This window comes from Streptomyces sp. NPDC050546 (genome assembly GCF_044457425.1).
In the GTDB taxonomy this organism is placed as follows: domain Bacteria; phylum Actinomycetota; class Actinomycetes; order Streptomycetales; family Streptomycetaceae; genus Streptomyces.
On sequence record NZ_JBITGX010000002.1, the window covers coordinates 57,404 to 78,405 of the forward strand.

At 72.5% G+C, this 21,002-nt stretch carries 23 protein-coding genes and 1 pseudogene; 19 read left to right on the forward strand and 5 right to left on the reverse strand.

From position 1 onward, the window contains the following. The 4 genes from ACIBK5_RS05015 (at window position 1) to ACIBK5_RS05030 (ending at window position 5,413) form a co-directional block, all read left to right on the forward strand. Complete coding sequence (locus ACIBK5_RS05015) at window positions 1-1,965, forward strand: S9 family peptidase (RefSeq protein WP_399016357.1); 1,965 nt, start codon at window positions 1-3, stop codon at window positions 1,963-1,965. Next, window positions 1,962-2,894, forward strand: coding sequence for an LD-carboxypeptidase (locus tag ACIBK5_RS05020; protein WP_399016358.1), 933 nt, complete (start codon window positions 1,962-1,964; stop codon window positions 2,892-2,894). The genes ACIBK5_RS05015 and ACIBK5_RS05020 overlap by 4 nt, the downstream gene beginning before the upstream one ends. A gap of 133 nt (window positions 2,895-3,027) precedes the next feature. Continuing rightward, window positions 3,028-4,809, forward strand: a complete 1,782-nt coding sequence (locus ACIBK5_RS05025; RefSeq protein WP_399016359.1) for a CocE/NonD family hydrolase — start codon at window positions 3,028-3,030, stop codon at window positions 4,807-4,809. 25 nt (window positions 4,810-4,834) lie between these two features. Further along, window positions 4,835-5,413 (forward strand): GNAT family N-acetyltransferase, encoded by a 579-nt coding sequence (locus ACIBK5_RS05030; RefSeq protein WP_399016361.1) that lies wholly within the window; start codon window positions 4,835-4,837, stop codon window positions 5,411-5,413. A 16-nt stretch (window positions 5,414-5,429) separates the two neighbouring features. Here the strand turns inward: ACIBK5_RS05030 and ACIBK5_RS05035 are convergent, their stop codons facing one another. Continuing rightward, window positions 5,430-5,780: a VOC family protein gene (locus ACIBK5_RS05035; protein ID WP_399016363.1), complete on the reverse strand. Its 351-nt coding sequence runs from the start codon at window positions 5,778-5,780 to the stop codon at window positions 5,430-5,432. A 48-nt stretch (window positions 5,781-5,828) separates the two neighbouring features. On the opposite strand from ACIBK5_RS05035, the gene ACIBK5_RS05040 reads away from it, so the two are divergent. Beyond that, window positions 5,829-6,302, forward strand: coding sequence for a phage holin family protein (locus tag ACIBK5_RS05040; protein WP_399016364.1), 474 nt, complete (start codon window positions 5,829-5,831; stop codon window positions 6,300-6,302). Between the two features lie 47 nt (window positions 6,303-6,349). Further along, window positions 6,350-6,958, forward strand: a pseudogene (locus ACIBK5_RS05045) (SDR family oxidoreductase); the annotation flags it as partial. A 103-nt stretch (window positions 6,959-7,061) separates the two neighbouring features. Here the strand turns inward: ACIBK5_RS05045 and ACIBK5_RS05050 are convergent. Next, on the reverse strand, window positions 7,062-8,018 hold the full coding sequence (locus ACIBK5_RS05050) for an LLM class F420-dependent oxidoreductase (protein ID WP_399016366.1): 957 nt from the start codon (window positions 8,016-8,018) through the stop codon (window positions 7,062-7,064). Between the two features lie 167 nt (window positions 8,019-8,185). Between ACIBK5_RS05050 and ACIBK5_RS05055 the strand changes: the two genes are divergently transcribed. The 13 genes from ACIBK5_RS05055 (at window position 8,186) to ACIBK5_RS05115 (ending at window position 18,240) form a co-directional block, all read left to right on the forward strand. Then, window positions 8,186-10,087, forward strand: a complete 1,902-nt coding sequence (locus ACIBK5_RS05055; RefSeq protein WP_399016368.1) for an FAD-dependent oxidoreductase — start codon at window positions 8,186-8,188, stop codon at window positions 10,085-10,087. After that, window positions 10,084-11,931: a transketolase gene (locus tag ACIBK5_RS05060; protein ID WP_399016370.1), complete on the forward strand. Its 1,848-nt coding sequence runs from the start codon at window positions 10,084-10,086 to the stop codon at window positions 11,929-11,931. The genes ACIBK5_RS05055 and ACIBK5_RS05060 overlap by 4 nt, the downstream gene beginning before the upstream one ends. After that, window positions 11,928-12,857 carry a non-homologous end-joining DNA ligase gene (gene ligD / locus ACIBK5_RS05065; RefSeq protein ID WP_399016371.1) on the forward strand — a complete coding sequence of 310 codons (930 nt, stop codon included), beginning with the start codon at window positions 11,928-11,930 and terminating at the stop codon, window positions 12,855-12,857. The genes ACIBK5_RS05060 and ligD overlap by 4 nt, the downstream gene beginning before the upstream one ends. A gap of 91 nt (window positions 12,858-12,948) precedes the next feature. Then, window positions 12,949-13,350 (forward strand): gas vesicle protein, encoded by a 402-nt coding sequence (locus tag ACIBK5_RS05070; RefSeq protein WP_399016373.1) that lies wholly within the window; start codon window positions 12,949-12,951, stop codon window positions 13,348-13,350. A gap of 46 nt (window positions 13,351-13,396) precedes the next feature. Beyond that, window positions 13,397-13,831 (forward strand): gas vesicle structural protein GvpA, encoded by a 435-nt coding sequence (locus tag ACIBK5_RS05075; protein ID WP_399016375.1) that lies wholly within the window; start codon window positions 13,397-13,399, stop codon window positions 13,829-13,831. After that, window positions 13,828-14,604 carry a GvpL/GvpF family gas vesicle protein gene (locus ACIBK5_RS05080; protein WP_399016376.1) on the forward strand — a complete coding sequence of 259 codons (777 nt, stop codon included), beginning with the start codon at window positions 13,828-13,830 and terminating at the stop codon, window positions 14,602-14,604. Before ACIBK5_RS05075 ends, ACIBK5_RS05080 begins: the two co-directional genes overlap by 4 nt. Window positions 14,605-14,608: 4 nt before the next feature. Further along, window positions 14,609-14,875, forward strand: coding sequence for a gas vesicle protein GvpG (locus ACIBK5_RS05085; protein WP_399016378.1), 267 nt, complete (start codon window positions 14,609-14,611; stop codon window positions 14,873-14,875). Beyond that, window positions 14,872-15,516: a DNA primase gene (locus tag ACIBK5_RS05090; protein WP_399016379.1), complete on the forward strand. Its 645-nt coding sequence runs from the start codon at window positions 14,872-14,874 to the stop codon at window positions 15,514-15,516. Before ACIBK5_RS05085 ends, ACIBK5_RS05090 begins: the two co-directional genes overlap by 4 nt. Continuing rightward, window positions 15,513-16,616, forward strand: a complete 1,104-nt coding sequence (locus ACIBK5_RS05095; protein ID WP_399016380.1) for an SRPBCC family protein — start codon at window positions 15,513-15,515, stop codon at window positions 16,614-16,616. Before ACIBK5_RS05090 ends, ACIBK5_RS05095 begins: the two co-directional genes overlap by 4 nt. Continuing rightward, on the forward strand, window positions 16,613-16,954 hold the full coding sequence (locus ACIBK5_RS05100; protein WP_215117553.1) for a gas vesicle protein: 342 nt from the start codon (window positions 16,613-16,615) through the stop codon (window positions 16,952-16,954). Before ACIBK5_RS05095 ends, ACIBK5_RS05100 begins: the two co-directional genes overlap by 4 nt. Then, window positions 16,951-17,706, forward strand: a complete 756-nt coding sequence (locus tag ACIBK5_RS05105) for a GvpL/GvpF family gas vesicle protein (protein ID WP_399016382.1) — start codon at window positions 16,951-16,953, stop codon at window positions 17,704-17,706. Before ACIBK5_RS05100 ends, ACIBK5_RS05105 begins: the two co-directional genes overlap by 4 nt. A gap of 16 nt (window positions 17,707-17,722) precedes the next feature. Continuing rightward, window positions 17,723-17,911 (forward strand): gas vesicle protein, encoded by a 189-nt coding sequence (locus ACIBK5_RS05110; protein WP_184588487.1) that lies wholly within the window; start codon window positions 17,723-17,725, stop codon window positions 17,909-17,911. 59 nt (window positions 17,912-17,970) lie between these two features. After that, window positions 17,971-18,240 carry a gas vesicle protein K gene (locus ACIBK5_RS05115; RefSeq protein ID WP_229873118.1) on the forward strand — a complete coding sequence of 90 codons (270 nt, stop codon included), beginning with the start codon at window positions 17,971-17,973 and terminating at the stop codon, window positions 18,238-18,240. Window positions 18,241-18,267: 27 nt separating this feature from the next. Here ACIBK5_RS05115 and ACIBK5_RS05120 read toward each other — a convergent pair whose 3' ends face one another. The 3 genes from ACIBK5_RS05120 to ACIBK5_RS05130 all read right to left on the reverse strand — a co-directional run bounded on the left by ACIBK5_RS05120 (window position 18,268) and on the right by ACIBK5_RS05130 (window position 20,904). Beyond that, window positions 18,268-18,438 carry a hydrophobic protein gene (locus ACIBK5_RS05120; RefSeq protein ID WP_382486744.1) on the reverse strand — a complete coding sequence of 57 codons (171 nt, stop codon included), beginning with the start codon at window positions 18,436-18,438 and terminating at the stop codon, window positions 18,268-18,270. Window positions 18,439-18,479: 41 nt separating this feature from the next. Further along, on the reverse strand, window positions 18,480-19,301 hold the full coding sequence (locus ACIBK5_RS05125; protein ID WP_399017271.1) for a class I SAM-dependent methyltransferase: 822 nt from the start codon (window positions 19,299-19,301) through the stop codon (window positions 18,480-18,482). Window positions 19,302-19,407: 106 nt separating this feature from the next. After that, window positions 19,408-20,904: a bifunctional phosphatase PAP2/diacylglycerol kinase family protein gene (locus tag ACIBK5_RS05130; protein ID WP_399016385.1), complete on the reverse strand. Its 1,497-nt coding sequence runs from the start codon at window positions 20,902-20,904 to the stop codon at window positions 19,408-19,410. Between the last annotated feature and the right edge of the window lie 98 nt (window positions 20,905-21,002).

Genomic DNA, 21,002 nt, shown 5'->3' on the forward strand with positions numbered 1-21,002 from the left:
GTGGGGGAGAGAGTGCGGACGCTGGCGTACGGGGCGTGGCCCTCGCCCATCGACGCGGCCCTGGCCGCCGCGCACGACGGGCACCCGGAGTACCTGGGCTTCGTCGGCGACGAGGTGTGGTGGACCGAGCCCCGCCCCGCCGAGGGCGGCCGGCGCACCCTGGTGCGGCGGCACACCGACGGCACGGAGGAGCCGGTGCTGCCCGCGCCGTGGAACGTGCGCAGCCGGGTCATCGAGTACGGCGGCCATCCGTGGGCCGCGCAGGCGGGCGACGACGGCCCGCTGGTGGTGTTCGTGAACTTCGCCGACCAGCGGCTGTACCGGTACGAGCCGGGCGGAGAGCCCCGCCCGCTCACGCCGGTGTCTCCCGTGGGCGCGGGCCTGCGCTGGGCCGAGCCGCTGCCCCTGCCCGAGCGGGGCGAGGTGTGGTGCGTGCTGGAGGAGTTCACCGGCGACGGCCCCACCGATGTGCGCCGCGTCCCGGCCGCGGTCCCGCTCGACGGATCCGCCGCCCAGGACCGCGGCGCCGTGCGCGAACTCACCGGCGCCCGGCACCGCTTCGTGACGGGCCCGAAGCTCTCCCCCGACGGGCGGCGGGCGGCCTGGCTCGCCTGGGACCATCCGCGCATGCCCTGGGACGGCACCGAACTGGTCCTCGCCGACGTCGGCCCCGACGGCGTCCTGCACGACGCCCGGACCGTGGCCGGCGGGCCCGGCGAGTCCATCGCCCAGGCCGACTGGACCCACGACGGCCGCCTCCTGCACGCCAGCGACCGCAGCGGCTGGTGGAACCTCCACCTCGACGGGGAACCGCTGTGCCCGCGCGAAGAGGAGTTCGGCGGGGCGCTCTGGAAGCTCGGCATGCGATGGTTCGCGCCGCTCGACAGCGGCCTGATCGCCGTCGTGCACGGCCGGGGCGCCACCGCCCTCGGCATTCTGGACCCCGAGACCGGCGAGGTCGTCGACGCGGCCGGGCCCTGGACCGAGTTCGCGCCCACCCTCGCCGCGCACGGCGAGCGGGTCGTCGCCGTCGGGGCCAGCCCGCGCAGCGCCTACGAGGTCGTGGAACTGGACGCCGCCACCGGCCACGCCCGCGTCATCGGCGCCGAGCACGACGACGCCGTGGACCCCGCCTACTACCCCGAGCCGCAGATCCGTGCCTTCACCGGCCCGGACGGGCGCGACATCCACGCCCATATCTACCCGCCGCACCACCCCGGCTGCGTCGCGCCCGGCGGCGAACTGCCGCCGTACGTCGTCTGGGCGCACGGCGGGCCCACCGGCCGCGCACCGCTCGTGCTCGACCTGGAGATCGCCTACTTCACCTCGCGTGGCATCGGCGTCGCCGAGGTGAACTACGGCGGCTCCACCGGCTACGGCCGCTCCTACCGCGAGCGGCTGCGCGAGCAGTGGGGCGTGGTGGACGTCGAGGACTGCGCCGCCGTCGCCCTGGCCCTCGCCGACGAGGGCACCGCCGACCGCGGCCGCCTCGCCGTGCGGGGCGGCAGCGCCGGCGGCTGGACCGCGGCCGCCTCCCTCACCACGACCGACGTCTACGCCTGCGGCACGATCAAGTACCCCATCCTGGATCTCACCGGCTGGGGCACGGGGGAGACCCACGACTTCGAGTCGCAGTATCTGGAGAGCCTGATCGGGCCGCTCGCCGAGGTGCCCGCGCGCTACGCGGAGCGCTCGCCGGCCGGCCACGCCGACCGCCTCGGCGTGCCGTTCCTGCTGCTCCAGGGCCTGGACGACGTGATCTGCCCGCCCGTCCAGTGCGAGCGGTTCCTGGCCCGGCTGGAGGGCCGGCGGGTGCCGCACGCCTATCTCGCCTTCGAGGGGGAGGGGCACGGGTTCCGGCGGGCGGAGACCATGGTGCGCGCCCTGGAGGCCGAACTCTCCTTGTACGCCCAGGTGTTCCGACTCGATCCGCATGGCATCCCGACTCTGGAGCTCGTCAGGTGAACCAACTGTCGCGACCGCCCCGGCTCGCCCCCGGCGCCCGGGTCGCCGTCGTCGCGCCGAGCGGGCCCGTGCCCGAGGAGCGGCTCCAGTCCGGGCTCGACATCCTGCGCGGCTGGGACCTCGACCCCGTGGTGGCACCCCATGTGCTGGGCAGACACCGCGCGTTGGACTACCTGGCTGGCACGGACGCCGAGCGGGCCGCCGATCTGCAGGGCGCCTGGTGCGACCCGTCCGTCGCCGCGGTGCTGTGCGCCCGGGGCGGGTACGGGGCGCAGCGCATGGTGGACCTGCTCGACTGGGCGGCGATGCGGGCGGCGGGCCCGAAGGTGTTCGCCGGGTTCAGCGACATCACCGTCCTGCACCAGGCGTTCGCCACCCGCCTCGGCCTTGTCACCCTGTACGGTCCCGCGGTCGCCGGCGTCGACTTCCTCAAGAGCGCCCGGGCCCAGGAGCATCTGCGGGCGACCCTCTTCGAGCCGGAGTCCGTGCGGACCGTCCCGGCGGTGCCCGAGGGCGGCGGCGCGCTGGTGCCCGGACGGGCCCGGGGCGTCACGCTGGGCGGCTGCCTGAGCCTGCTCGCGAGCGATCTCGGCACCCCGCACGCCCACGCGGCGGCCCGGGACGGACTGCTGCTGATCGAGGACGTCGGCGAGAGCCCGTACCGCCTGGACCGGTATCTGACCCAACTCCTGCGCGCCGGCTGGCTGGACGGGGTCGCCGGGATCGCGCTCGGGTCCTGGGCGACGTGCGGGCCGTACGAGGACCTGCGCGCGGTCTTCGCCGACCGGCTCGGCGGACTCGGTGTGCCGGTCGTGGAGGAGTTCGGGTTCGGGCACGGCGAGGGCGCGCTGACGATGCCCCTGGGGATGATGGCCGAACTGGACGCCGGAACGGGCACGTTGACGTTCGACGAACCGGCCCTGAGCTGAGCATGCTGTTACTGAAATCCTGTCAAGAAACCCTCGTTTCGGTGATTGACGCTCCCTGACACGTGTCACACGATGACTACCGACCAAGTACCTACTGGTCGGTATTCGGGTTGTCCCCCTCGTGGAGGTCCGTGTGTCCCGACGCGTGCCCAGATCCCGCGCGCCGCTCGCTCTCGCTCTGGGCGCCGCCCTGGCCGCCCCCCTCGCCCTCACTCCGCCCGCCACCGCGGCGGACTCCTACACCGTCACCCCGCTCAAGTTCACCGTCCGGGCAGGGGGCCGGCCCTGCACGGTCGACGCCGACCTGTACCGCCCGGCGGGCGTGGACCGGGACCACCGGGCGCCCGCCGTGCTCGGCACGAACGGCTTCGGCGGCAGCAAGTCGGACGGTTCCACGGACGCCATCGGCAAGGCCTTCGCCCAGCGCGGCTATGTCTCCCTCATCTACTCCGGGCTCGGATTCGGCCGCAGCGGCTGTCTCATCTCCCTCGACGACCCCGCCATCGACGGCGCCGCCGCCGCGCGGCTGATCGACTTCCTCGGCGGCGAACGCGCCGCCGACGACGGCACCACCGCCGACTTCGTCACCCTCGACCGGCCCGGCGATCCACGGGTCGGCATGATCGGCGGCTCCTACGGCGGCGCCGTCCAGCTCGCCACGGCCGCCGTCGACCACCGCCTCGACGCGCTCGTCCCCATGATCACCTGGAACGACCTGGCCTACGCGCTGGCCCCCAACAACGCCACCGGCGGCACCGGCGTCCCGGGCGTCTTCAAGTGGCAGTGGACCAACGGCTTCTATCTCATCGGCGAAGGCCAGCCCCTGCTCCAGCCGAGCCTCGACCCGTCCCGCATCAATTCCATGTCCTGCCTGCACTTCGTCACCAAGGCCTGCCGGACCGTCCACACACTCAACTCCGGCGCCTACCCCGCCGGCCGGACCGCCGAGCTGCTCGCGTTCGCCCGCAGCGTCTCCCCGGCGTCCTACCTCCACCGCGTCAAAGCGCCCACCCTGCTGGTCCAGGGGCAGGCCGACACCCTCTTCAACCTCAACGAGGCGACGGCGACGTACCGGACGCTGCGCGCACAGGGCACCCCGGCGAAGATGATCTGGCAGTCCTGGGGCCACAGTGCCGGGCTCACCGGCCCCGGCGCCGGTGAACTCGATCTGTCGAAGGGCAACCTGGAGACCAGCTACGTCGGCCGGCGTGTCCTCGCCTGGTTCGACCGCCATCTGCGCGGCCGGACGCACACCGACACGGGACCGGCCTTCGCCTACCACCGGGACTGGATCACCGACCCGGACCGCGCCTACGCCACCGCCGACCGCCTCCCCGAGCCGAGCCGCACGCTGTATCTCTCCGGCGACGGCAAGCTCGTCGACAACCGGAACAAGGTGGCCCGGGGCAGCCGCGGCTACACCAACTGGCTGACCCCCACCAGCCATTCGGAGAGCTCCCTGGCCGGCCTCATCGGGCTGCCCGACACACCACCGCATGACACCGAGGGCACCTACCTCGACTGGACCAGCGCGCCGCTGTCACGCCCCCTCGACGTGGTGGGCGCGCCCCGGGCCACGCTCGAGGTGCGCTCCCCGAAGGCCGAGCGCACCCAGAACTCCGGCGACGCCGCCGACAAGCTCGTCCTGTTCGCCAAGCTCTACGACATCGCCCCCGACGGCACCCGCACCCTGGTGCGCCGCCTGGTCGCGCCGGTCCGGGTACCGGACGTGACCAAGAGCTTCACCGTCACGCTGCCCGGGATCGTGCACCGGTACGACAAGGGGCACCGGCTGAGCTTCGTGATCGCGGCGAGCGACGACGCGTACTTCGGCAACCGGGGGATCAAACCGGTGACCGTGGTCAGCGGGCCGCGGAACACCGGGGTGCTGCGGCTGCCCGTCGCGGGCTCCTGACCCAAGGCACGGCTACTGTGGCGGGGTGCCCCACAACGCGTCCCGCTACCTCGCCGAAGGCCCCCGGGTGGGCATACGCCACTTCACCTACGGGGACGGCGCCGAGTTCACCGCCCGGGCGCGGGAGAGCAAGGACCTGCACCACCCCTGGCTCTTCCCGCCCGAGAGCGCCCAGGCCTACTCCGCGTACGCGGGCCGGCTGATCGAGGACCCGTCCAAGGCCGGCTTCCTCGTCTGCGAGAAGGACGACGTCGGTGAGCGGGGCGCCGGGGCCATCGCCGGGTTCATCAACATCAACAACATCGTCGAGGGCGGCTTCCAGTGCGGGGCGCTCGGCTACGGCGCCTTCGCGCACGCCGCCGGGCGGGGGCTGATGCGCGAAGGTCTCGACCTCGTCGTGCGGCACGCGTTCGGCCCGATGCGGCTGCACCGGCTGGAGATCAACGTCCAGCCCGCGAACGCCGCGTCGATCGCCCTGGCCCGCGGCTGCGGATTCCGGCTGGAGGGCTTCTCGCCGAAGATGCTCTTCGTCGACGGGGCCTGGCGCGACCACGAACGCTGGGCGATCACCGCCGAGACGGTCACGGGGCCGGGGCGGCGCTGAGCCCCCGGCCCGGCGGTCATCCCGGGTTGCGGTCCACGTACTCGTAGATCGACCCGTCCGGGTGCAGCGCGATCAGATTGCGGCCGGCCGGCGAGGCGATCGGGCCCGCGACGATGTGCGCGCCCAGTTCGGTGAGCACCCGGTGGGTGTCGTCGACGTCCTTGACGGCGATCGTCGCGGAGACCTTGCGCAGCACCTCCAGTTCGGCCGGGGGACCGCTCATCAGCAGGAAGCAGCCGATCGCCGCCACCTCGACACCGCCCCGTTCGAAGCGCTGGGCGCTGCCGCCGGCCAGCCGCTCGTAGAAGGGGATCGCGGTCTCGAGGTCGTCGACGCAGACGCGCAGTGTGGCACCCAGAATCTCCATGAGGACGAGCCTAGTTACGCCCCAGGGGGCGCGGGTACCCGGCCGGGTATGAAGCCGATGGATCACCTGGAGCATCTGGACAAGCATCTGGTTGACGAGCTGGCACAGGTGGCGCGTGAGACCGTACGGGACGAACTGCGCGAGCAGACACGCAAGCAGCGCCGCAGGGCCACGCTGTACGCCGCGTCCGGCGCCCTCGCCCTGTACGCGGGCGCGGCCCTCGCACTCGCCGTGGGACTGGCCCTCGCCCTCGGCCTGCCCGACTGGGCGGCGGCGCTGATCACCGCCGTGCTCCTGGGCGCCGCGGCCTATGTGCTGCGCGGCATGGCCCGGCCGGCCCGCCCGGGTCCCGGGCACGGGGCCGGTGCGGTCCCGGGCCACGAGGCCGCGGGCCAGGCCGCCGCGGCTGCCGGTGGTCTGCCGTACCCGCCCGTACCGCCGGCGCCGCCCGGCGAGCCCACCCCGGGCACCGTGCCCCCGCGGCCGACGGACGACCCGGACGTACCGCGCCGCGAGGCGTGACACGGGTGCGCGGGAATCGGTCATCGCACCGGCACGGTCGCGTGGTCGTGGTGACCGGAGCCACGGGCGGTGTCGGACGGGCCACGGCCCGGGCCTTCGCCACCCGGGGCGACCGGGTCGCCGACGCCTTCGGCCACATCGACGTCTGGGTCAACAACGCCTTCACCGGAGTCTTCGCGCCGGTCACGGAGGTCGCCCCGGACGAGTTCCGCCGGGTGGCCGAAGTGACCTACCTCGGCTGTGTGTTCGACACCCGGGCCGCGCTGCGCCATATGCGGCCGCGCGACCGCGGCACCATCGTGCAGGTCGGCTCCGCGCTCGCCTACCGGGGCATTCCCCCGCAGTCGGCGTACTGCGGGGCCAAGCACGCGATCCGGGGGTTCAACGAGTCCCTGCGCTGCGAACTGCGGCACGCCCGCAGCGGGGTGCGCACGACGATGGTGCAGCTGCCGGGGCTCAACACCCCGCAGTTCGACTGGGTGCTGAACCGGATGGCGGGAGGAGCCCGGCCCGTCACCCCCGTGTACCAGCCGGAGGTCGCGGCCCGGGCCGTCGTGCACGCGGCGTCGCACGGGCGGCGCCGGGAGTACTGGGTGGGCGGCTCGACCGCGGCCACCCTCATTGCCAACGCGGTCGTCCCCGGGCTGCTGGACCGCTAGCTGGCCCGTACGAACTTCGACGCGCAGCAGGACTTGGCGCGGCCCTGATCGTGGGAGCGGGGATCCTCGCCGTACGCGGACTGGCCGGGCCGGTCCGCCGTCAGCTTTCCAGCTGCGGGAGTATCTTCGTGCGGTAGAAGTCGAAGAAGCCGCGCAGGTCGGGGCCGATCTGGTTGACGTAGACCCGGTCGAAGCCCGCGTCGGTGAACTGCTTCAGCTCGGCCACGTGGTCGTCCACGTCGTCGCCGCACACCCGGTTCTCGCGCACCATGTCCTCGGTGACCAGTCGCTGTGCCTGCTCGAAGTGTTTCGGGGAGGGCAGCACCTGGCCCAGTTCCCCCGGCAGCTGCTCGTTCGCCCAGAGCCGGTGGACGGTCCGTACGGCCTCGTCCGCGTCGGTGTCGTAGCAGACCTTGGTGCCGCCGCTGACCAGCTTTCCGCCGCCTCCGCCCTTGCGGTACTGCTCCACCATCGTCTCGTCCGGCGCGACGCTGATGTAGCCGTCGCCGACGCGGGACGCCAGCTGGGTCGCCGCCGGGCCGAAGCCGGAGATGTCGATCGGGATCGGCTCGTCCGGCACCGTGTACAGGCGGGCGTTCTCCACCGTGTAGTGCGGCCCGTGGTGGTTGACCTCCTCGCCCGTGAACAGCCGGCGCATCACCTGGATGGCCTCCTCCAGCATGTCCAGACGGACATGGGCCGGCGGCCAGTGGTCACCGAGGATGTGCTCGTTGAGCGCCTCGCCGGAGCCCACGCCGAGCCGGAAGCGGTTGTCGGTCATCACCGCGCTGGTCGCCGCGGCCTGCGCCACCACCGCCGGGTGCATCCGCACGGTCGGGCAGGTCACCGCCGTCTCGATCGGCAGGGACACCGCCTCGGACAGCGCGCCGATCACCGACCAGACGAACGGGCTCTGGCCCTGCTCGTCGTTCCACGGGTGGTAGTGGTCCGAGATCCAGAGCGCCTGGAATCCGGCCTGCTCGGCCATCCGCGCCTGCTCGATCAGCTCGGCGGGGCCGTACTGCTCGCACGAGAGGAAGTATCCGTACTCGGGCATGGGGGAGTGCCTCCGCGACGTAGGCGTCCGTGTCCCGCCCCGGGTACCCGGGCCCTGGTCCGGAAACCGGCGGGGTTGCGCCCGGGAGGGGCCGTCGGACGTTTGGGTGCCCTGGCCAGGGGGACGCGGAAGGCTCCCGAGGTACGCGACAGCGCCGGAGGCGAACCGTGAGTCGACCCCGCATCGTGATCGTCGGTGCCGGTTTCGCCGGCTACCGCGCGGCGCGCACCCTGGCCCGGCAGACCCGGGGCAGGGCCCGCATCACCCTGGTGAATCCGACCGACTACTTCCTGTACCTGCCGCTGCTGCCCCAGGTCGCCGCCGGCATCCTGGAGCCGCGCCGGGTCACGGTCTCCCTCTCGGACACGCTGCCCCAGGTACGACTGGTGCTCGGCGAGGCCGACCGGATCGACCTCGACGGACGCACCCTGCACTACACCGGACCCGAGGGCGACGGCGGCACGCTCGCCTACGACCGGCTGGTGCTCGCCGCCGGCAGCGTCAACAAGCTGCTGCCCGTCCCGGGCGTCGCCGAGCACGCGCACGGCTTCCGCGGGCTGCCCGAGGCGCTGTACCTGCGCGACCACGTGACCCGGCAGGTGGAACTGGCAGCCGTCGCCGAGGACCCGAAGTCGTGCGCCGCGCGCTGCACCTTCGTCGTGGTCGGCGCCGGATACACCGGAACCGAGGTCGCCGCGCACGGGCAGTTGTTCACCGACGCGCAGGTCCGCAGGCATCCGCTGCGGCAGGGCATGCGGCCGCGCTGGATCCTGCTGGACGTGGCGCCGCGGGTGCTGCCGGAGATGGACGGCAAGCTGTCCGCGACGGCCGGTCGTGTGCTGCGGCAGCGGGGTGTGGACGTGCGGACGGGGACCTCCGTGAAGGAGGCCACGCCCGACGGGGTCGTACTGAGCGACGGCGAGTTCGTCGAGACCCGGACCCTGGTGTGGTGCGTGGGCGTACGGCCCGACCCGCTGGTGGAGTCCCTCGGGCTGCCATTGGAGAAGGGGCGGCTGCTCGTCGATCCGCACCTCCAGGTGCCCGGGCGGCCGGAGCTGTTCGCGTGCGGTGACGCGGCCGCGGTGCCCGACCTGGAGAAGCCGGGGAGCTATACGCCGATGACCGCGCAGCACGCCTGGCGGCACGGCAAGGTCGCGGCCGAGAACGTCGCCGCGTCGCTGGGGCTCGGCGGGGAGTGCAAGCCGTACCGCCATCGCGACCGGGGTTTCGTCGTCGACCTGGGCGGTGCGAAGGCCGCGGCCAATCCGCTCGGCGTTGCGCTGTCCGGGGTGCCGGCCGGTGCGGTGACGCGTGGCTACCATCTCGCCGCCATGCCCGGCAACCGGGTCCGGGTCGCCGCCGACTGGCTGCTGGACGCCGTACTGCCGCGTCAGGCCGTGCAGTTGGGGCTCGTACGGTCCTGGTCCGTGCCCCTGGACACGTCGTCGCCCGAGGTGGCCCGGGTGCCGGGCGGGCCCGGGACACGGCGGGAGGCGAGCGCCCGCTCGGGGCCGGGCGCCGCGATCGAGGCCGACACCTACGACGGGGGGACCGGCACCGGGTCCGGAACGGGCCGGGCCGGAGACGAGCCCGCGAAGGGGCAGCCCGGATCCGGGGTGACGCAGGTGCGGTCCGGATCCGGGGCCGCGGAGCGGCGCTCGGAAACGGAGCTCGCCAAGGGCCGCCCGGGTGGAGAGCCGGCCAGGACCTGGCCCGCCGACAGCCCCGCGAAGGGCCCGCTCGGCGATACGCGGCCCAGGAGCCGGCCCGGTGGTGAACCGGCGCGGAGCCGGCCCGGTGGCGAGTCCGCCGGGAAGCGGCGCGGTGGTGAGCCCGTAAAGAACCAGCCCGGTGGTGAGCCCGCAAAGAACCAGCCCGGTGGTGAACCGGCGCGGAATCAGCCCGGCGGTGAGCCCGCCAGGAACCAGCCCGGTGGCGAGCCCGCCAAGAACCAGCCCGTGTCCGCTCCCCAGCCCCCTGACGATCAACCACCCCCGGGCCCCGACATAGCCCCCGGCCCCGTCAAGCGTTCCGACCCGCCGGACCACTCCGCGAAAGGAGACTCATGAACACCGGTGAACTCACCGATCTCGGCCGGCAGCTGCGCGTGGACAGTGTCCGCGCCGCCGCCGCCGCGGGCTCCGGGCACCCGACGTCCTCGATGTCCGCCGCCGACCTGATGGCCGTACTGCTCGCACACCACTTCCACTACGACTTCGACCGCCCCGCCCACCCCGGCAACGACCGCTTCGTGCTGTCCAAGGGACACGCCTCGCCGCTGCTGTACTCCGCGTACAAGGCGGCCGGCGCCATCGACGACGAGGAACTGCTCACCTTCCGCAAGCTGGGCAGCCGTCTCGAAGGGCACCCCACACCGCAGCGCCTGCCGTGGGTCGAGACGGCCACGGGCTCGCTCGGGCAGGGCCTGCCGGTCGGTGTCGGCATCGCGCTGGCCGGCAAGCGGCTGGACCGCACCGGCTACCGCACCTGGGTGCTGTGCGGCGACAGCGAGCTGGCCGAGGGATCCGTGTGGGAGGCCGCCGAGCACGCCGGTTACGAGCACCTGGACAACCTCACCGTGATCGTCGACGTCAACCGGCTCGGCCAGCGCGGCCCGACCCGGCACGGCCACGACCTGGACGCCTACGCCCGCCGCTTCCAGGCCTTCGACTGGCACACCATCGAGGTCGACGGGCACGACGTGGACGCCGTCGACCGTGCCTACGGCGAGGCCGCCTCCACCAAGGGCCAGCCCACCGCGATCCTCGCCCGCACCCTCAAGGGCAAGGGCGTGGAGGGCGTCCAGGACCGCGAGGGCCTGCACGGCAAGCCGCTGCCCGACGCCGAGGAGGCGATCGCCGAACTCGGCGGACCGCGCGACATCCGCGTAGCGGTGCAGGAACCACCGGCCGCCCGCATGCTGCACGCCGTCCACACCGGGAACTACGAACTCCCCAAATGGGACAAGGGCGAGGAGGTCGCCACCCGCAACGCCTTCGGCGAGGCACTCGCAGCCCTCGGCACCGGCCGCGGCGACATCGTCGCCCTGGACGGCGAGGTGGGCGACTCCACCCGCGCCGAGTTCTTCGCCAAGGAGCACCCCGACCGCTACTTCGAGTGCTACATCGCCGAGCAGCAGATGGTCGCCTCGGCGGTCGGGCTCGCCGCGCGCGGCTGGATGCCGTACGCCGCCACGTTCGCCGCCTTCCTGACCCGGGCCCACGACTTCATCAGGATGGCGTCCGTCAGCGGCGCCGGCATCAACCTGGTCGGCTCGCACGCCGGCGTCGCCATCGGCCAGGACGGGCCGAGCCAGATGGGCCTGGAGGACCTGGCGATGATGCGGGCGGTGCACGGCTCGACCGTGCTGTACCCGTGCGACGCCAACCAGACCGCCCGGCTCGTCGGCGCGATGGCCGGCCTGGAGGGCGTCCGCTATCTGCGCACCTCGCGCGGCGAGAGCGCGGTGCTCTACGGCCCCGACGAGGAGTTCCCGGTCGGCGGGAGCAAGGTGCTGCGCTCCTCCGAGCGCGACCGGCTGACCCTCGTCGCGGCGGGCGTCACCGTGCACGAGGCACTGGCCGCCGCCGACGCCCTGGAGCGGGAGGGCATCCAGGCGCGGGTGATCGACCTGTACTCCGTGAAGCCCGTCGACCGGGCCACCCTGCGCCGGGCCGCCGAGGAGACCGGCTGCCTGGTGACCGTCGAGGACCACCACCCGGAGGGCGGCATCGGGGACGCCGTCCTCGACGCCTTCACCGACGGACGGCCCGTCCCGCGCCTGGTGCGGCTCGCCGTACGGTCGATGCCCGGCTCGGCGTCCCCGGCCGAGTCGCTGCACGCCGCCGGCATCGACGCCGAGTCGATCGCCGCGGCCGGGCGGCTGCTGGTGGAGGAGGCGGTCGTGCCGTGAGCGGCGGCGACGGCCCGCGCCGGGTGCGGGCCGGCCGTCGTACCGTGACGGTCCACCGGCCGGACAAGGTGCTCTTCCCCGGCGGCGCGGACGCCAAGGAGTACACCAAGGGCGACCTGGTGGACTATCACCGGGCCGTCGCGCCCTTCATGCTGCCGCACCTGCGCGGCCGTCCGCTGATGCTGGAGCGGCACCCGGACGGGCTCGACGGTCCGAGGTTCATGCAGAAGAACACCCCGGACTCCTACCCGGAGTGGATCACCCGCGTCGAGGTGGCCAAGGAGGGCGGCACCGTCCTGCACACCGTCTGTGACGACACCGCCACCCTCCTCTACCTGGCCGACCAGGCGAGCATCGCCCTGCACCGCTGGCTGTCCCGCGCCGACAGCGTCGACCACCCCGACCGGATGGTGTTCGACCTCGACCCCGCGGGTGACGACTTCGAGGCCGTGCGCGAGGCGGCCCGGCTGCTCGGGGAACTCCTCGACGAGCTGGAGCTGCCCTCGGCGCTGATGACCACCGGCTCCCGCGGACTGCACGCGATCGTGCCGCTGAACGGACGGCACGACTTCGACGAGGTGCGTGCCTTCGCCCGGGACGTCGCCGGCACCCTCGCCGACGCCCACCCCGGCCGGCTCACCACCGCCGCCCGCAAGAAGGACCGCGGCGAGCGGCTCTACCTGGACGTGCAGCGCAACGCCTACGCCCAGACCGCCGTCGCGCCCTTCACGGTCCGGCCCCGGCCGGGCGCGCCCGTGGCGACCCCCATCACCTGGGACCAGCTCGACGACCCGGAGCTGAACGCCCGCAGTTACACCGTCGCCGACGCCGTCGAGCAGGCCCGCGCCAACCCCTGGTCCGGCCTGCTCGGCCGCGGCCGGGCGCTCGGCCCGGCCCGGCGGCGGCTGAACGCCCTGCGCGGCTGAACCCCACCCGCCTCACCGGGCGGGTGGCAGATGCATGAGACCCCAGAGGTTTGGCGAACACTCTTGCGGCCACACGGAGGGGGAGGTGGCCATGTCGAACACAAGAGACACGCAAGAGTCACAGAGTTCACAGGAACCCCAGGACTCTCAGAATTCGAGCAAACCGAACGAGAAGCAGACGGCCCAGAAGCAGCCGGCCCGGAAGAAGGCGGCCCCGAAGCGGCCGAGCCCGATGGACGTGCTGCGCCAGGCGCGCGGCCAGCTCGCGGAACTCACCGGCATGGAAGCCGAGTCCGTGTCGTCCTTCGAGCAGACGGACGAGGGCTGGGCGCTTGAGGTCGAGGTCCTCGAGCTCGAGCGCGTGCCCGACACGATGAGCCTGATGGCGAGCTACCAGGTGGAGCTCGACGCCGAGGGGCAGCTCACGGGCTACCGGCGCGTCCGCCGCTACGAACGCGGTCGATCCGACGCGCGCAGGCCCGGCGGCCGCTAGGCCGCCCGACCGGACCCGCACCCACACACGAGGAGGAACACCCGGCATGACTGTCGTACCGGCACAGCAGACCGGAGGCGGAGGCGGCAGCAGCGGTCTCTACGACGTGCTCGAACTTGTTCTGGACAGGGGGCTCGTCATCGACGCATTCGTGCGAGTCTCCCTGGTCGGCATCGAGATCCTGAAGATCGACGTACGCGTCGTCGTCGCCAGCGTCGACACCTATCTGCGCTTCGCCGAGGCGTGCAACCGGCTCGACCTGGAGGCCGGGCCGCGCAAGGACCCGGGCCTGCCCGACCTGGTCGGGGAGATCACCGAGTCCGGCGCGCGCGGCAAGTCCAAGGGGGCGCTGTCCGGCGCCGCCGAGACCATCTCCGACGCCTTCAAGCAGGCGCGTGACGAGGGCTCCGAGCGCCAGGGCGAGTCCCGTCCGCGCGCCCGAAAGAGCACGTCCGCCCGCCGGAAGGAGGAGCAGGAGTGAGCACCTACGTCTACGGCATCGCGGCGACCGCGCACCCGGCGCTGCCCGAGGGCATGGGCGGCGTGGGCGATCCGCCCCGCCCGGTGCGCATCCTGCGCGAGGGCGAGCTGGCGGCCGTCGTCAGTGAGGCGCCCGAGGGGCTGCGGCCCAAGCGCAGGGACCTGCTCGCCCACCAGAACGTGCTCAGCGAAGCCGGTGCGGCCGGCTGCGTGCTGCCCATGCGGTTCGGCAGCGTCGCCCCGGACGACAACTCGATCACCGGGGTGCTCGCCGAGCGGGCCGAGCACTACAAGGAACGCCTGCGGGCGCTGGAAGGCCGGGTCGAGTACAACGTCAAGGCCAACCACGTCGAAGAGGCCGTCCTGCACCAGGTGATGGCTCAGAGCCCCGACATCCGCGGACTCGCGGAGGCCAACCGGCAGTCCGGCGGCGGCAGTTACGACGACAAGATCCGGCTCGGCGAGCTGGTCGCGGCCGCGGTCAAGGCCAGGGAGGCCGACGACGCCGCCGCACTCCGGAGCGTGCTGGACTCCTCCGCCGAGGACGTGAGTACGGGCCCCGAGTCCACCGGCTGGCTGGCCAACGTGTCGTACCTGGTGGACCGGGAGTCGGCCGAGCAGTTCCTGGCCGCGGTCGAGCAGGCCCGCAAGGACATGCCGCACCTGGAGGTGCGGGTCAACGGCCCGCTGCCGCCGTACAGCTTCGTCGAGCCCGGCCCGGCCGAGCCGGCGGGCACCGTGGCGAGCGGCACGGACACCACCGGAGCGGGGTGACGACATGGGCCTGATCTCCGAGGTGCTGCTGCTGCCACTCGCACCCGTGCGCGGCAGCGCCTGGGCCATCAATCAGGTGCTACAGGAAGCCGAGCGGATCTACTACGACCCCGCCACGGTCCAGGCCGAACTGGCCCGCCTCGAGGAGCGGCTGGAGGCCGGAGAGATCACGGACGAGGAGTTCGACCGTCTTGAGGACGAACTCCTCGACCGGTTGGAGACCGCCTCGCGCAGGAACGCGGGAACAGGCCAACAAGGGACGGCACAATGAACCGAACGGGACTGGGCCTCGCGGTGGGGGCCGGATACCTTCTGGGGCGTACCAAAAAGCTGAAGATGGCCATAGCCATCGGCGGACTGGTGGCCGGGAAGAAGCTGAACCTGAGTCCGCGCATGGTCGCGGAACTGATCCAGCAGCAGCTGCAGAACAACCCGCAGTTCAAGGAGATCGGGGACCAGCTGCGCGAGGATCTGCGCGGCGTCGGCAAGGCCGCCTCCGGCGCCATGGTCGAGCGCCAGCTCGACGCCTTCGCCGACCGGCTGCACGGCCGAACGGCCCAGGTGCGTGACCAGCTCACGGGCGCGGTGCCCGGCGGGCTCGGCGCCGAGGACGCCGGCTACGCCGAGGACGAGGAGTCCCAGGAGCCCGAGGACGAGGAGCCCGAGGACTCCGGTCCGGAGGAGGACGAGGCGCCGGCGGCGAAGAAGACCCCCGCCAAGAAGGCACCCCCGAAGAAGACGGCGAAGAAGGCTCCCGCCAAGAAGGCCCCGGCCAAGAAGGCCCCCGCGAAGAAGACGGCGGGCCGGAAGCCGGCGGCGAAGAAGACCACGGCCGCCAAGACGGCGACCTCTGCCCGGAACAGGGGCGGCAGCGCCCGGTCCCGGCTGCCGAAGGGAGGCGGTGAGGAATGACCGACACCCTCGGATCGGCGAAGTCCGCCGCGAACGGAGCGACGAAGAACCCGCTCGCCGACGTCGCCCACAGCGAGGCCGCCGACCGGCTGAAGGCCGAGCTGCAGGAGTATCTCGCGGCCCAGGCCACGCGCATGCTGACCGGCGTGGGCCGCAAGCTCGGCGAGACCACGGGCAAACTGAACGACATCGCCGAGGGCAACAGCCCCGGCTTCGCGAAGCTCGCCCTCGACGGCGGCCGCAAGCTCGCAGAGGGCAAGGGCCCGCTGCGCGTCGCCATGGAGACCGGCGGCTCACGCCTCAAGGACAAGGTCACGGGTGCCCTGAAGAACCTGGGCGGCAAGGGCAAGGGCAAGGGCCGGAGCGGCAACAAGCCCACCGTCATCATCGAGCACATCGATGTCGGCGTACCCCTGCGCACCGCGTACGACCAGTGGACGCAGTACCAGGACTTCTCCACCTTCGCGAAGGGCGTCAAGAGCGCGAGCCGCGCCGACGACACCAGCTCCGACTGGCAGTTGAAGGTCTTCTGGTCCAACCGCAGCTGGAAGGCGAAGACGACCGAGCAGGTGCCGGACGACCGCATCGCCTGGACGTCGGAGGGTGCCAAGGGCACGACGAAGGGCGTCGTCTCCTTCCACCGGATCACCGACAGCCTCACGCGTGTGCTGCTGGTCATCGAGTACTACCCCTCCGGCCTCTTCGAGAAGACCGGCAACATCTGGCGCGCCCAGGGCCGCCGTGCCCGGCTCGACCTCAAGAACTACGTCCGCTTCATCACGATCAAGGGTGAGGCCGAGGACGGCTGGCGCGGCGAGATCCGCGACGGCGAGGTCGTCCGCAGCCACGAGGACGCGCTCGCCGAGGAGGAGTCCGAGGAGGAGCCCGAAGAGGGCGTCGAGGGCGAGGAGCCCGAGGGCGAGTACGAGGAAGAGGAAGAGGAAGAAGAGCCCGAAGGCGAGTACGAGGACGAGGACGAAGCCGAGGGCGAATACGAAGTAGAGGACGAGCCCGAGGAGGAGGCGGAGGACGAGCCCGAGGCCGAGTACGAGGACGACGAGTACGACGAAGAGGAAGCCGAGGCAGGGAGCCGTCGATGACCACGCCCAGCAGGATGCCCGAACCCTACGGAGGCCAGGGAAGCAGCGCCAACCTCGCTGACATCCTGGAACGGGTGCTGGACAAGGGCATCGTCATCGCGGGCGACATCCGCATCAACCTGCTCGACATCGAACTCCTCACGATCAAGCTCCGGCTCATCGTCGCCTCCGTGGACAAGGCCAAGGAGATGGGCATCGACTGGTGGGAGAGCGACCCGAACCTCAGCTCCCGGGCCCGCCGTGATGAACTGACCCGTGAGAACGCCGAGTTGCGCGAGAGGCTGGCCCGGCTGGAGGAGCTGGAGCCCGGCCGCGCGGAGAAGAAGGAGGCCCCGTGACCGGACTGCGGTACGTCTACGCCGTCTGCCGCCCCTTCGGTACGCCGCTCCAGTCCCAGCTGTCCGGGGTGGCGGGCGATCCGCCCCGGGCGCTGACCCATCACGGTCTCGTCGCCGTGGTGAGCCATGTGCCGGAGCGGGACTTCGCCGAAGAACCGCTCCACCGCCATCTGGAGGACCTGGACTGGCTCACCGAGACCGCCCGCGCCCACCAGGGGGTGATCGACGCGCTCACCACCGTCACGACCCCGCTGCCGCTGCGGCTCGGCACCGTCTTCCGGGACGACAGCGGGGTCCGGATGATGATGGAGGCCCGCGAAGAGGATTTCCAGCGCACCCTCGACCGGCTGGAGGGCCGGGTCGAGTGGGGCGTGAAGGTGTACGCCGAGTCCGAACAGCGGGAAAGCTCCCGGCCCGTGCAGAAAGCCGCGTCGGGCCGGGACTATCTGCGGCAGCGGCGCCAGCAGACCAGGTCGCACGAGGAGATGTGGCAGAAGGCCGAGCATTTCTCGACCCGACTGCACGAAAACCTTTCCGCATTCGCGGAGGATTCCCGGCTGCACCCTCCGCAGAATCCCGCGCTTTCCAAGGCGACCGGGCGGAACGTATTGAATGCCGCATATCTGGTGCCGCGCGCGAATTCCGAGGAATTCGTCGAACTGGTGGACCGCACGAAGGGCGAGGTTCCCGGAATGCGCATAGAACTCACCGGCCCCTGGGCGGCCTATTCGTTCGCCGGGGAGCCCACATGACCGACGGAGAGAAGCAGTGACCGTAGTGGAACGCCGTGAGGTCGCCCTCGTGGACCTGCTCGACCGGCTGCTCGCCGGCGGCGTCGTGATCACGGGGGACATCACGCTGCGCATCGCCGACGTCGACCTGGTCCGGATCGACCTCAACGCGCTCATCAGCTCGGTGAACGCCCAGGTGTCCTCGCCGTTCGAGGAGTTGCTGTGACGTCAGCCGACAGCCCCCGTCCCACCCCCCGGCCCCACCCTCGTCCGCAGCGCAACCGGATGGACCTGGAGCCCGACACCGTCGAGCGCGACCTGGTCAAACTCGTGCTGACGGTGGTGGAACTGCTGCGCCAGCTCATGGAGCGCCAGGCGGTGCGCAGGTTCGACGTGGGGGATCTGACCGAGGAGCAGGAGGAGCGGGTCGGGCTCACGCTGATGCTGCTCGAGGAACGTATGGCGGAGCTGCGCGATCGCTACGGACTGCGGCCCGAGGACCTCAATCTGGACCTCGGGCCGCTCGGACCGCTGCTTCCCCGCGACGGGGGCTGAATCAGCCTGCTGAATCAGCGGGTTGATTCACCACCTGTACCACCGGCCTCGGCTCCCGGCTGCCGACGTGCCCCGCACGAAGAATCCCAGCAGCCACAGGACGAGAACCGCCAACGCGATCCACCAGAGTACCTTTACTGCAAATCCGGCACCGAACAGAACCAAAGCCAGAAGCAGCACCAGCAGGATGGGAACCATAATATGACCTCCTGCATTCAGGGTGTCCCCGAAATTCTGTTTCAGGCTTCCTTTCGGCAGAGAATTTCTCCGTGCAGGACGCTGAACCAGCCGTCCTCCTGCTCGCCCCATTCGCGCCAGGCCCCGGCCGCCGCCCGTAGTTCCTCCTCGCCGGCGTGCCCGCCGAGCCGGGCCCGGTCCGCGTACGTCGAGGCCAGGGTGCGATCGGCCCACAGCCCGCTCCACCAGGCCCGCTCCTGAGCTGTGGCGAAGGTCCACGTCCCGGAGCTCGCCGTGATGTCCGTGAGCCCGGCGCGCAGCGCCCAGGCCTTCAGCCGGCGACCGGCGTCCGGCTCACCGCCGTTGGCCCGGGCGACCCGTCGGTAGAGGTCCAGCCAGGCGTCGAGCCCCGCGGACGCCGGATACCAGGTCATCGCCGCGTAGTCGGCGTCCCGCACGGCGACGATCCCACCGGGCCTGACGACCCGCCCCATCTCCCGCAGGGCCCGCACCGGGTCCCCTACGTGCTGGAGCACCTGGTGGGCGTGGACCACGCAGAAGGTGTCGTCCGGGTAGTCCAGGGCGTGCACGTCGGCGACGGCGAAGTCGATGTTGTCCAGTCCCCGCCCGGCCGCGGTGGCTCGGGCCTGCTCCAGGATCTCCGGGGCCCGGTCGACACCGGTGACCCGCCCGCCGGGCACCAGCTCAGCCAGGTCGGCGGTGATCGTGCCAGGGCCGCAGCCGATGTCGAGGATCCTCATGCGGGGCTCGAGCGAGGGCAGCAGATATGCCGCCGAGTTGGCGGCGGTGCGCCAGGTGTGCGAGCGGAGCACCGACTCGTGGTGCCCGTGCGTGTAGACGGCGGTCTCCCGTGGTTCCGGCATGGCGGATCCCACCCCTTCCGTTCCTCCGGTCGGCATGGGATCACCGTACGCACCGGGGCCGCATGATGAGACCCGTATCCTGCTATATGGACTGACGGGGCGTCAGTCAGTAGCCGGTGACTGGCCGGTACACGGTCAGCGCCTCGGGCAGCTTCTCCAGGGTCACGCGGCCCTCGACGTCGATGACCTCGCCGTCGTAGGCGAGCAGCGTGCCCGGCGCCACGTGGTCCAGGCGCAGCCGCCCCACCTGGACGGCCGCATGGGCGGGGGAACGGGTCAGCGGTCCCGCGAGGGCGGCGGCCAGCAGTCGCGCGGCGGGCCGGCGCCCGCCGTGCACGACCCGCACGTCGAGCTGCCCGTCCGCGAGGTCCAGCCGGCGCCCGGGCGCGAGCCCCACGCGGTGATAGGTGCCGTTCCCGGCGAACAGCAACCACAGCGGACGCGTACGGCCCTGGAACTCGGCCTCCAGCGGATGCCGGTCCGCGCGCAGCACGCGCCGGGCCGCGAGCACACCGGCCGGCCAGCCGCCGATCCGGTGCGACCAGCGCTCCCGCTCCCGCACGAGCTCCGGATAGACGCCGACACTGCAGGTGTTGAGGAAGACGCCGTGCTCCTCACCGCAGGAGAACCGTCCGACGTCCACGCGTACGGCATCGCCCTGGCGCAGCGCACGGGCCAGGTCGCGCGCGTCCTCCACTCCCAGGTCGTAGGCGAAGTGGTTGAGGGTGCCGCCGGGCAGTACGGCGAGAGGCAGCCGGTGCCCGAGGGCGATGCGGGCGGCGGTGTTCACGGTGCCGTCGCCGCCGCACACCCCGAGGACCCGGGCGCGGCCGGCCGCCTTCTCCAACTCGGCGGACACGTCCTGCGGTTCGCACTCGACGACCTCGGCCCGCGGGAGTTCGTCGCGCAGGGCGCGGCCACGCTCGGCGGTTCCCGCGGCGGTGTTCGCCACGAGCACGAGCCCCTCGCCCTCCAGCAGCGCCGGGACCTCGGCACGGGGGCGCGCCGGCGGGACGGCCCGCGACCGTGTCGGCACCAGGCCCCGCACGGCGAACGCGGCGCCCGCGCCCAGGGCCGCGCCCGCCAGGACATCGCTCGGGAAGTGGACACCGGTGTACACGCGGGAGAGGGCGACCGAGGCGGCCACCGGGGCGACGACCGCGCCCCAGGACGGGGACTCCAGGGCGACACCGGTCGCGAAGGCGGCGGCCGAAGCGGCGTGCCCGGAGGGGAACGACGTGGTGATCGGCTGCCGCTTCAGCCGCCTGATCAGCGGGACCGCGTCCAGCACGGGGCGGGGGCGGCGCACCGACCGCTTGCCGAGGGTGTTGACGGCGAGGGAGGCGAGGCCCAGCGAGGCCAGCCCGCGCGTCGCCGCACGGCGGGCGCGGGGCGTACGGCTCGCCGCGAGGGCGGCCGCGGTCGCGAACCACAGGACGCCGTGGTTCGCGCCGCGGGAGAGGCGGGGCAGGACGTGGTCCGCGCCGGGCCAGCGCCGGCCGGCCGCGGACTCGAAGAGCCGGCGGTCCAGGGCGAGGACGCGGTCGCGCAGGGGATGGTGCCCGGGCTTCGTCGTGGTGAGGTCCAGGTCGGGGGTAGTCATGGGGCTGCGGGTACCCGGAGGGGGGTGGGCACACCGTCGCTTCGCGGTGTCCGGCGTCCCCCGCGCCAAATGCGTTTGCCCCACACGGCCCGACGCCG

Coding starts and splice junctions, on each gene's coding strand:
- ACIBK5_RS05035 (WP_399016363.1), bottom strand. CDS start 5,780: ATGGAGATTCTGGGTGCCACACTGCGCGTCTGCGTCGACGACCTCGAG.
- ACIBK5_RS05040 (WP_399016364.1), top strand. CDS start 5,829: ATGAAGCCGATGGATCACCTGGAGCATCTGGACAAGCATCTGGTTGAC.
- ACIBK5_RS05050 (WP_399016366.1), bottom strand. CDS start 8,018: ATGCCCGAGTACGGATACTTCCTCTCGTGCGAGCAGTACGGCCCCGCC.
- ACIBK5_RS05060 (WP_399016370.1), top strand. CDS start 10,084: ATGAACACCGGTGAACTCACCGATCTCGGCCGGCAGCTGCGCGTGGAC.
- ACIBK5_RS05070 (WP_399016373.1), top strand. CDS start 12,949: ATGTCGAACACAAGAGACACGCAAGAGTCACAGAGTTCACAGGAACCC.
- ACIBK5_RS05075 (WP_399016375.1), top strand. CDS start 13,397: ATGACTGTCGTACCGGCACAGCAGACCGGAGGCGGAGGCGGCAGCAGC.
- ACIBK5_RS05085 (WP_399016378.1), top strand. CDS start 14,609: ATGGGCCTGATCTCCGAGGTGCTGCTGCTGCCACTCGCACCCGTGCGC.
- ACIBK5_RS05090 (WP_399016379.1), top strand. CDS start 14,872: ATGAACCGAACGGGACTGGGCCTCGCGGTGGGGGCCGGATACCTTCTG.
- ACIBK5_RS05095 (WP_399016380.1), top strand. CDS start 15,513: ATGACCGACACCCTCGGATCGGCGAAGTCCGCCGCGAACGGAGCGACG.
- ACIBK5_RS05100 (WP_215117553.1), top strand. CDS start 16,613: ATGACCACGCCCAGCAGGATGCCCGAACCCTACGGAGGCCAGGGAAGC.
- ACIBK5_RS05115 (WP_229873118.1), top strand. CDS start 17,971: ATGGACCTGGAGCCCGACACCGTCGAGCGCGACCTGGTCAAACTCGTG.
- ACIBK5_RS05120 (WP_382486744.1), bottom strand. CDS start 18,438: ATGGTTCCCATCCTGCTGGTGCTGCTTCTGGCTTTGGTTCTGTTCGGT.
- ACIBK5_RS05125 (WP_399017271.1), bottom strand. CDS start 19,301: ATGCCGGAACCACGGGAGACCGCCGTCTACACGCACGGGCACCACGAG.
- ACIBK5_RS05130 (WP_399016385.1), bottom strand. CDS start 20,904: ATGACTACCCCCGACCTGGACCTCACCACGACGAAGCCCGGGCACCAT.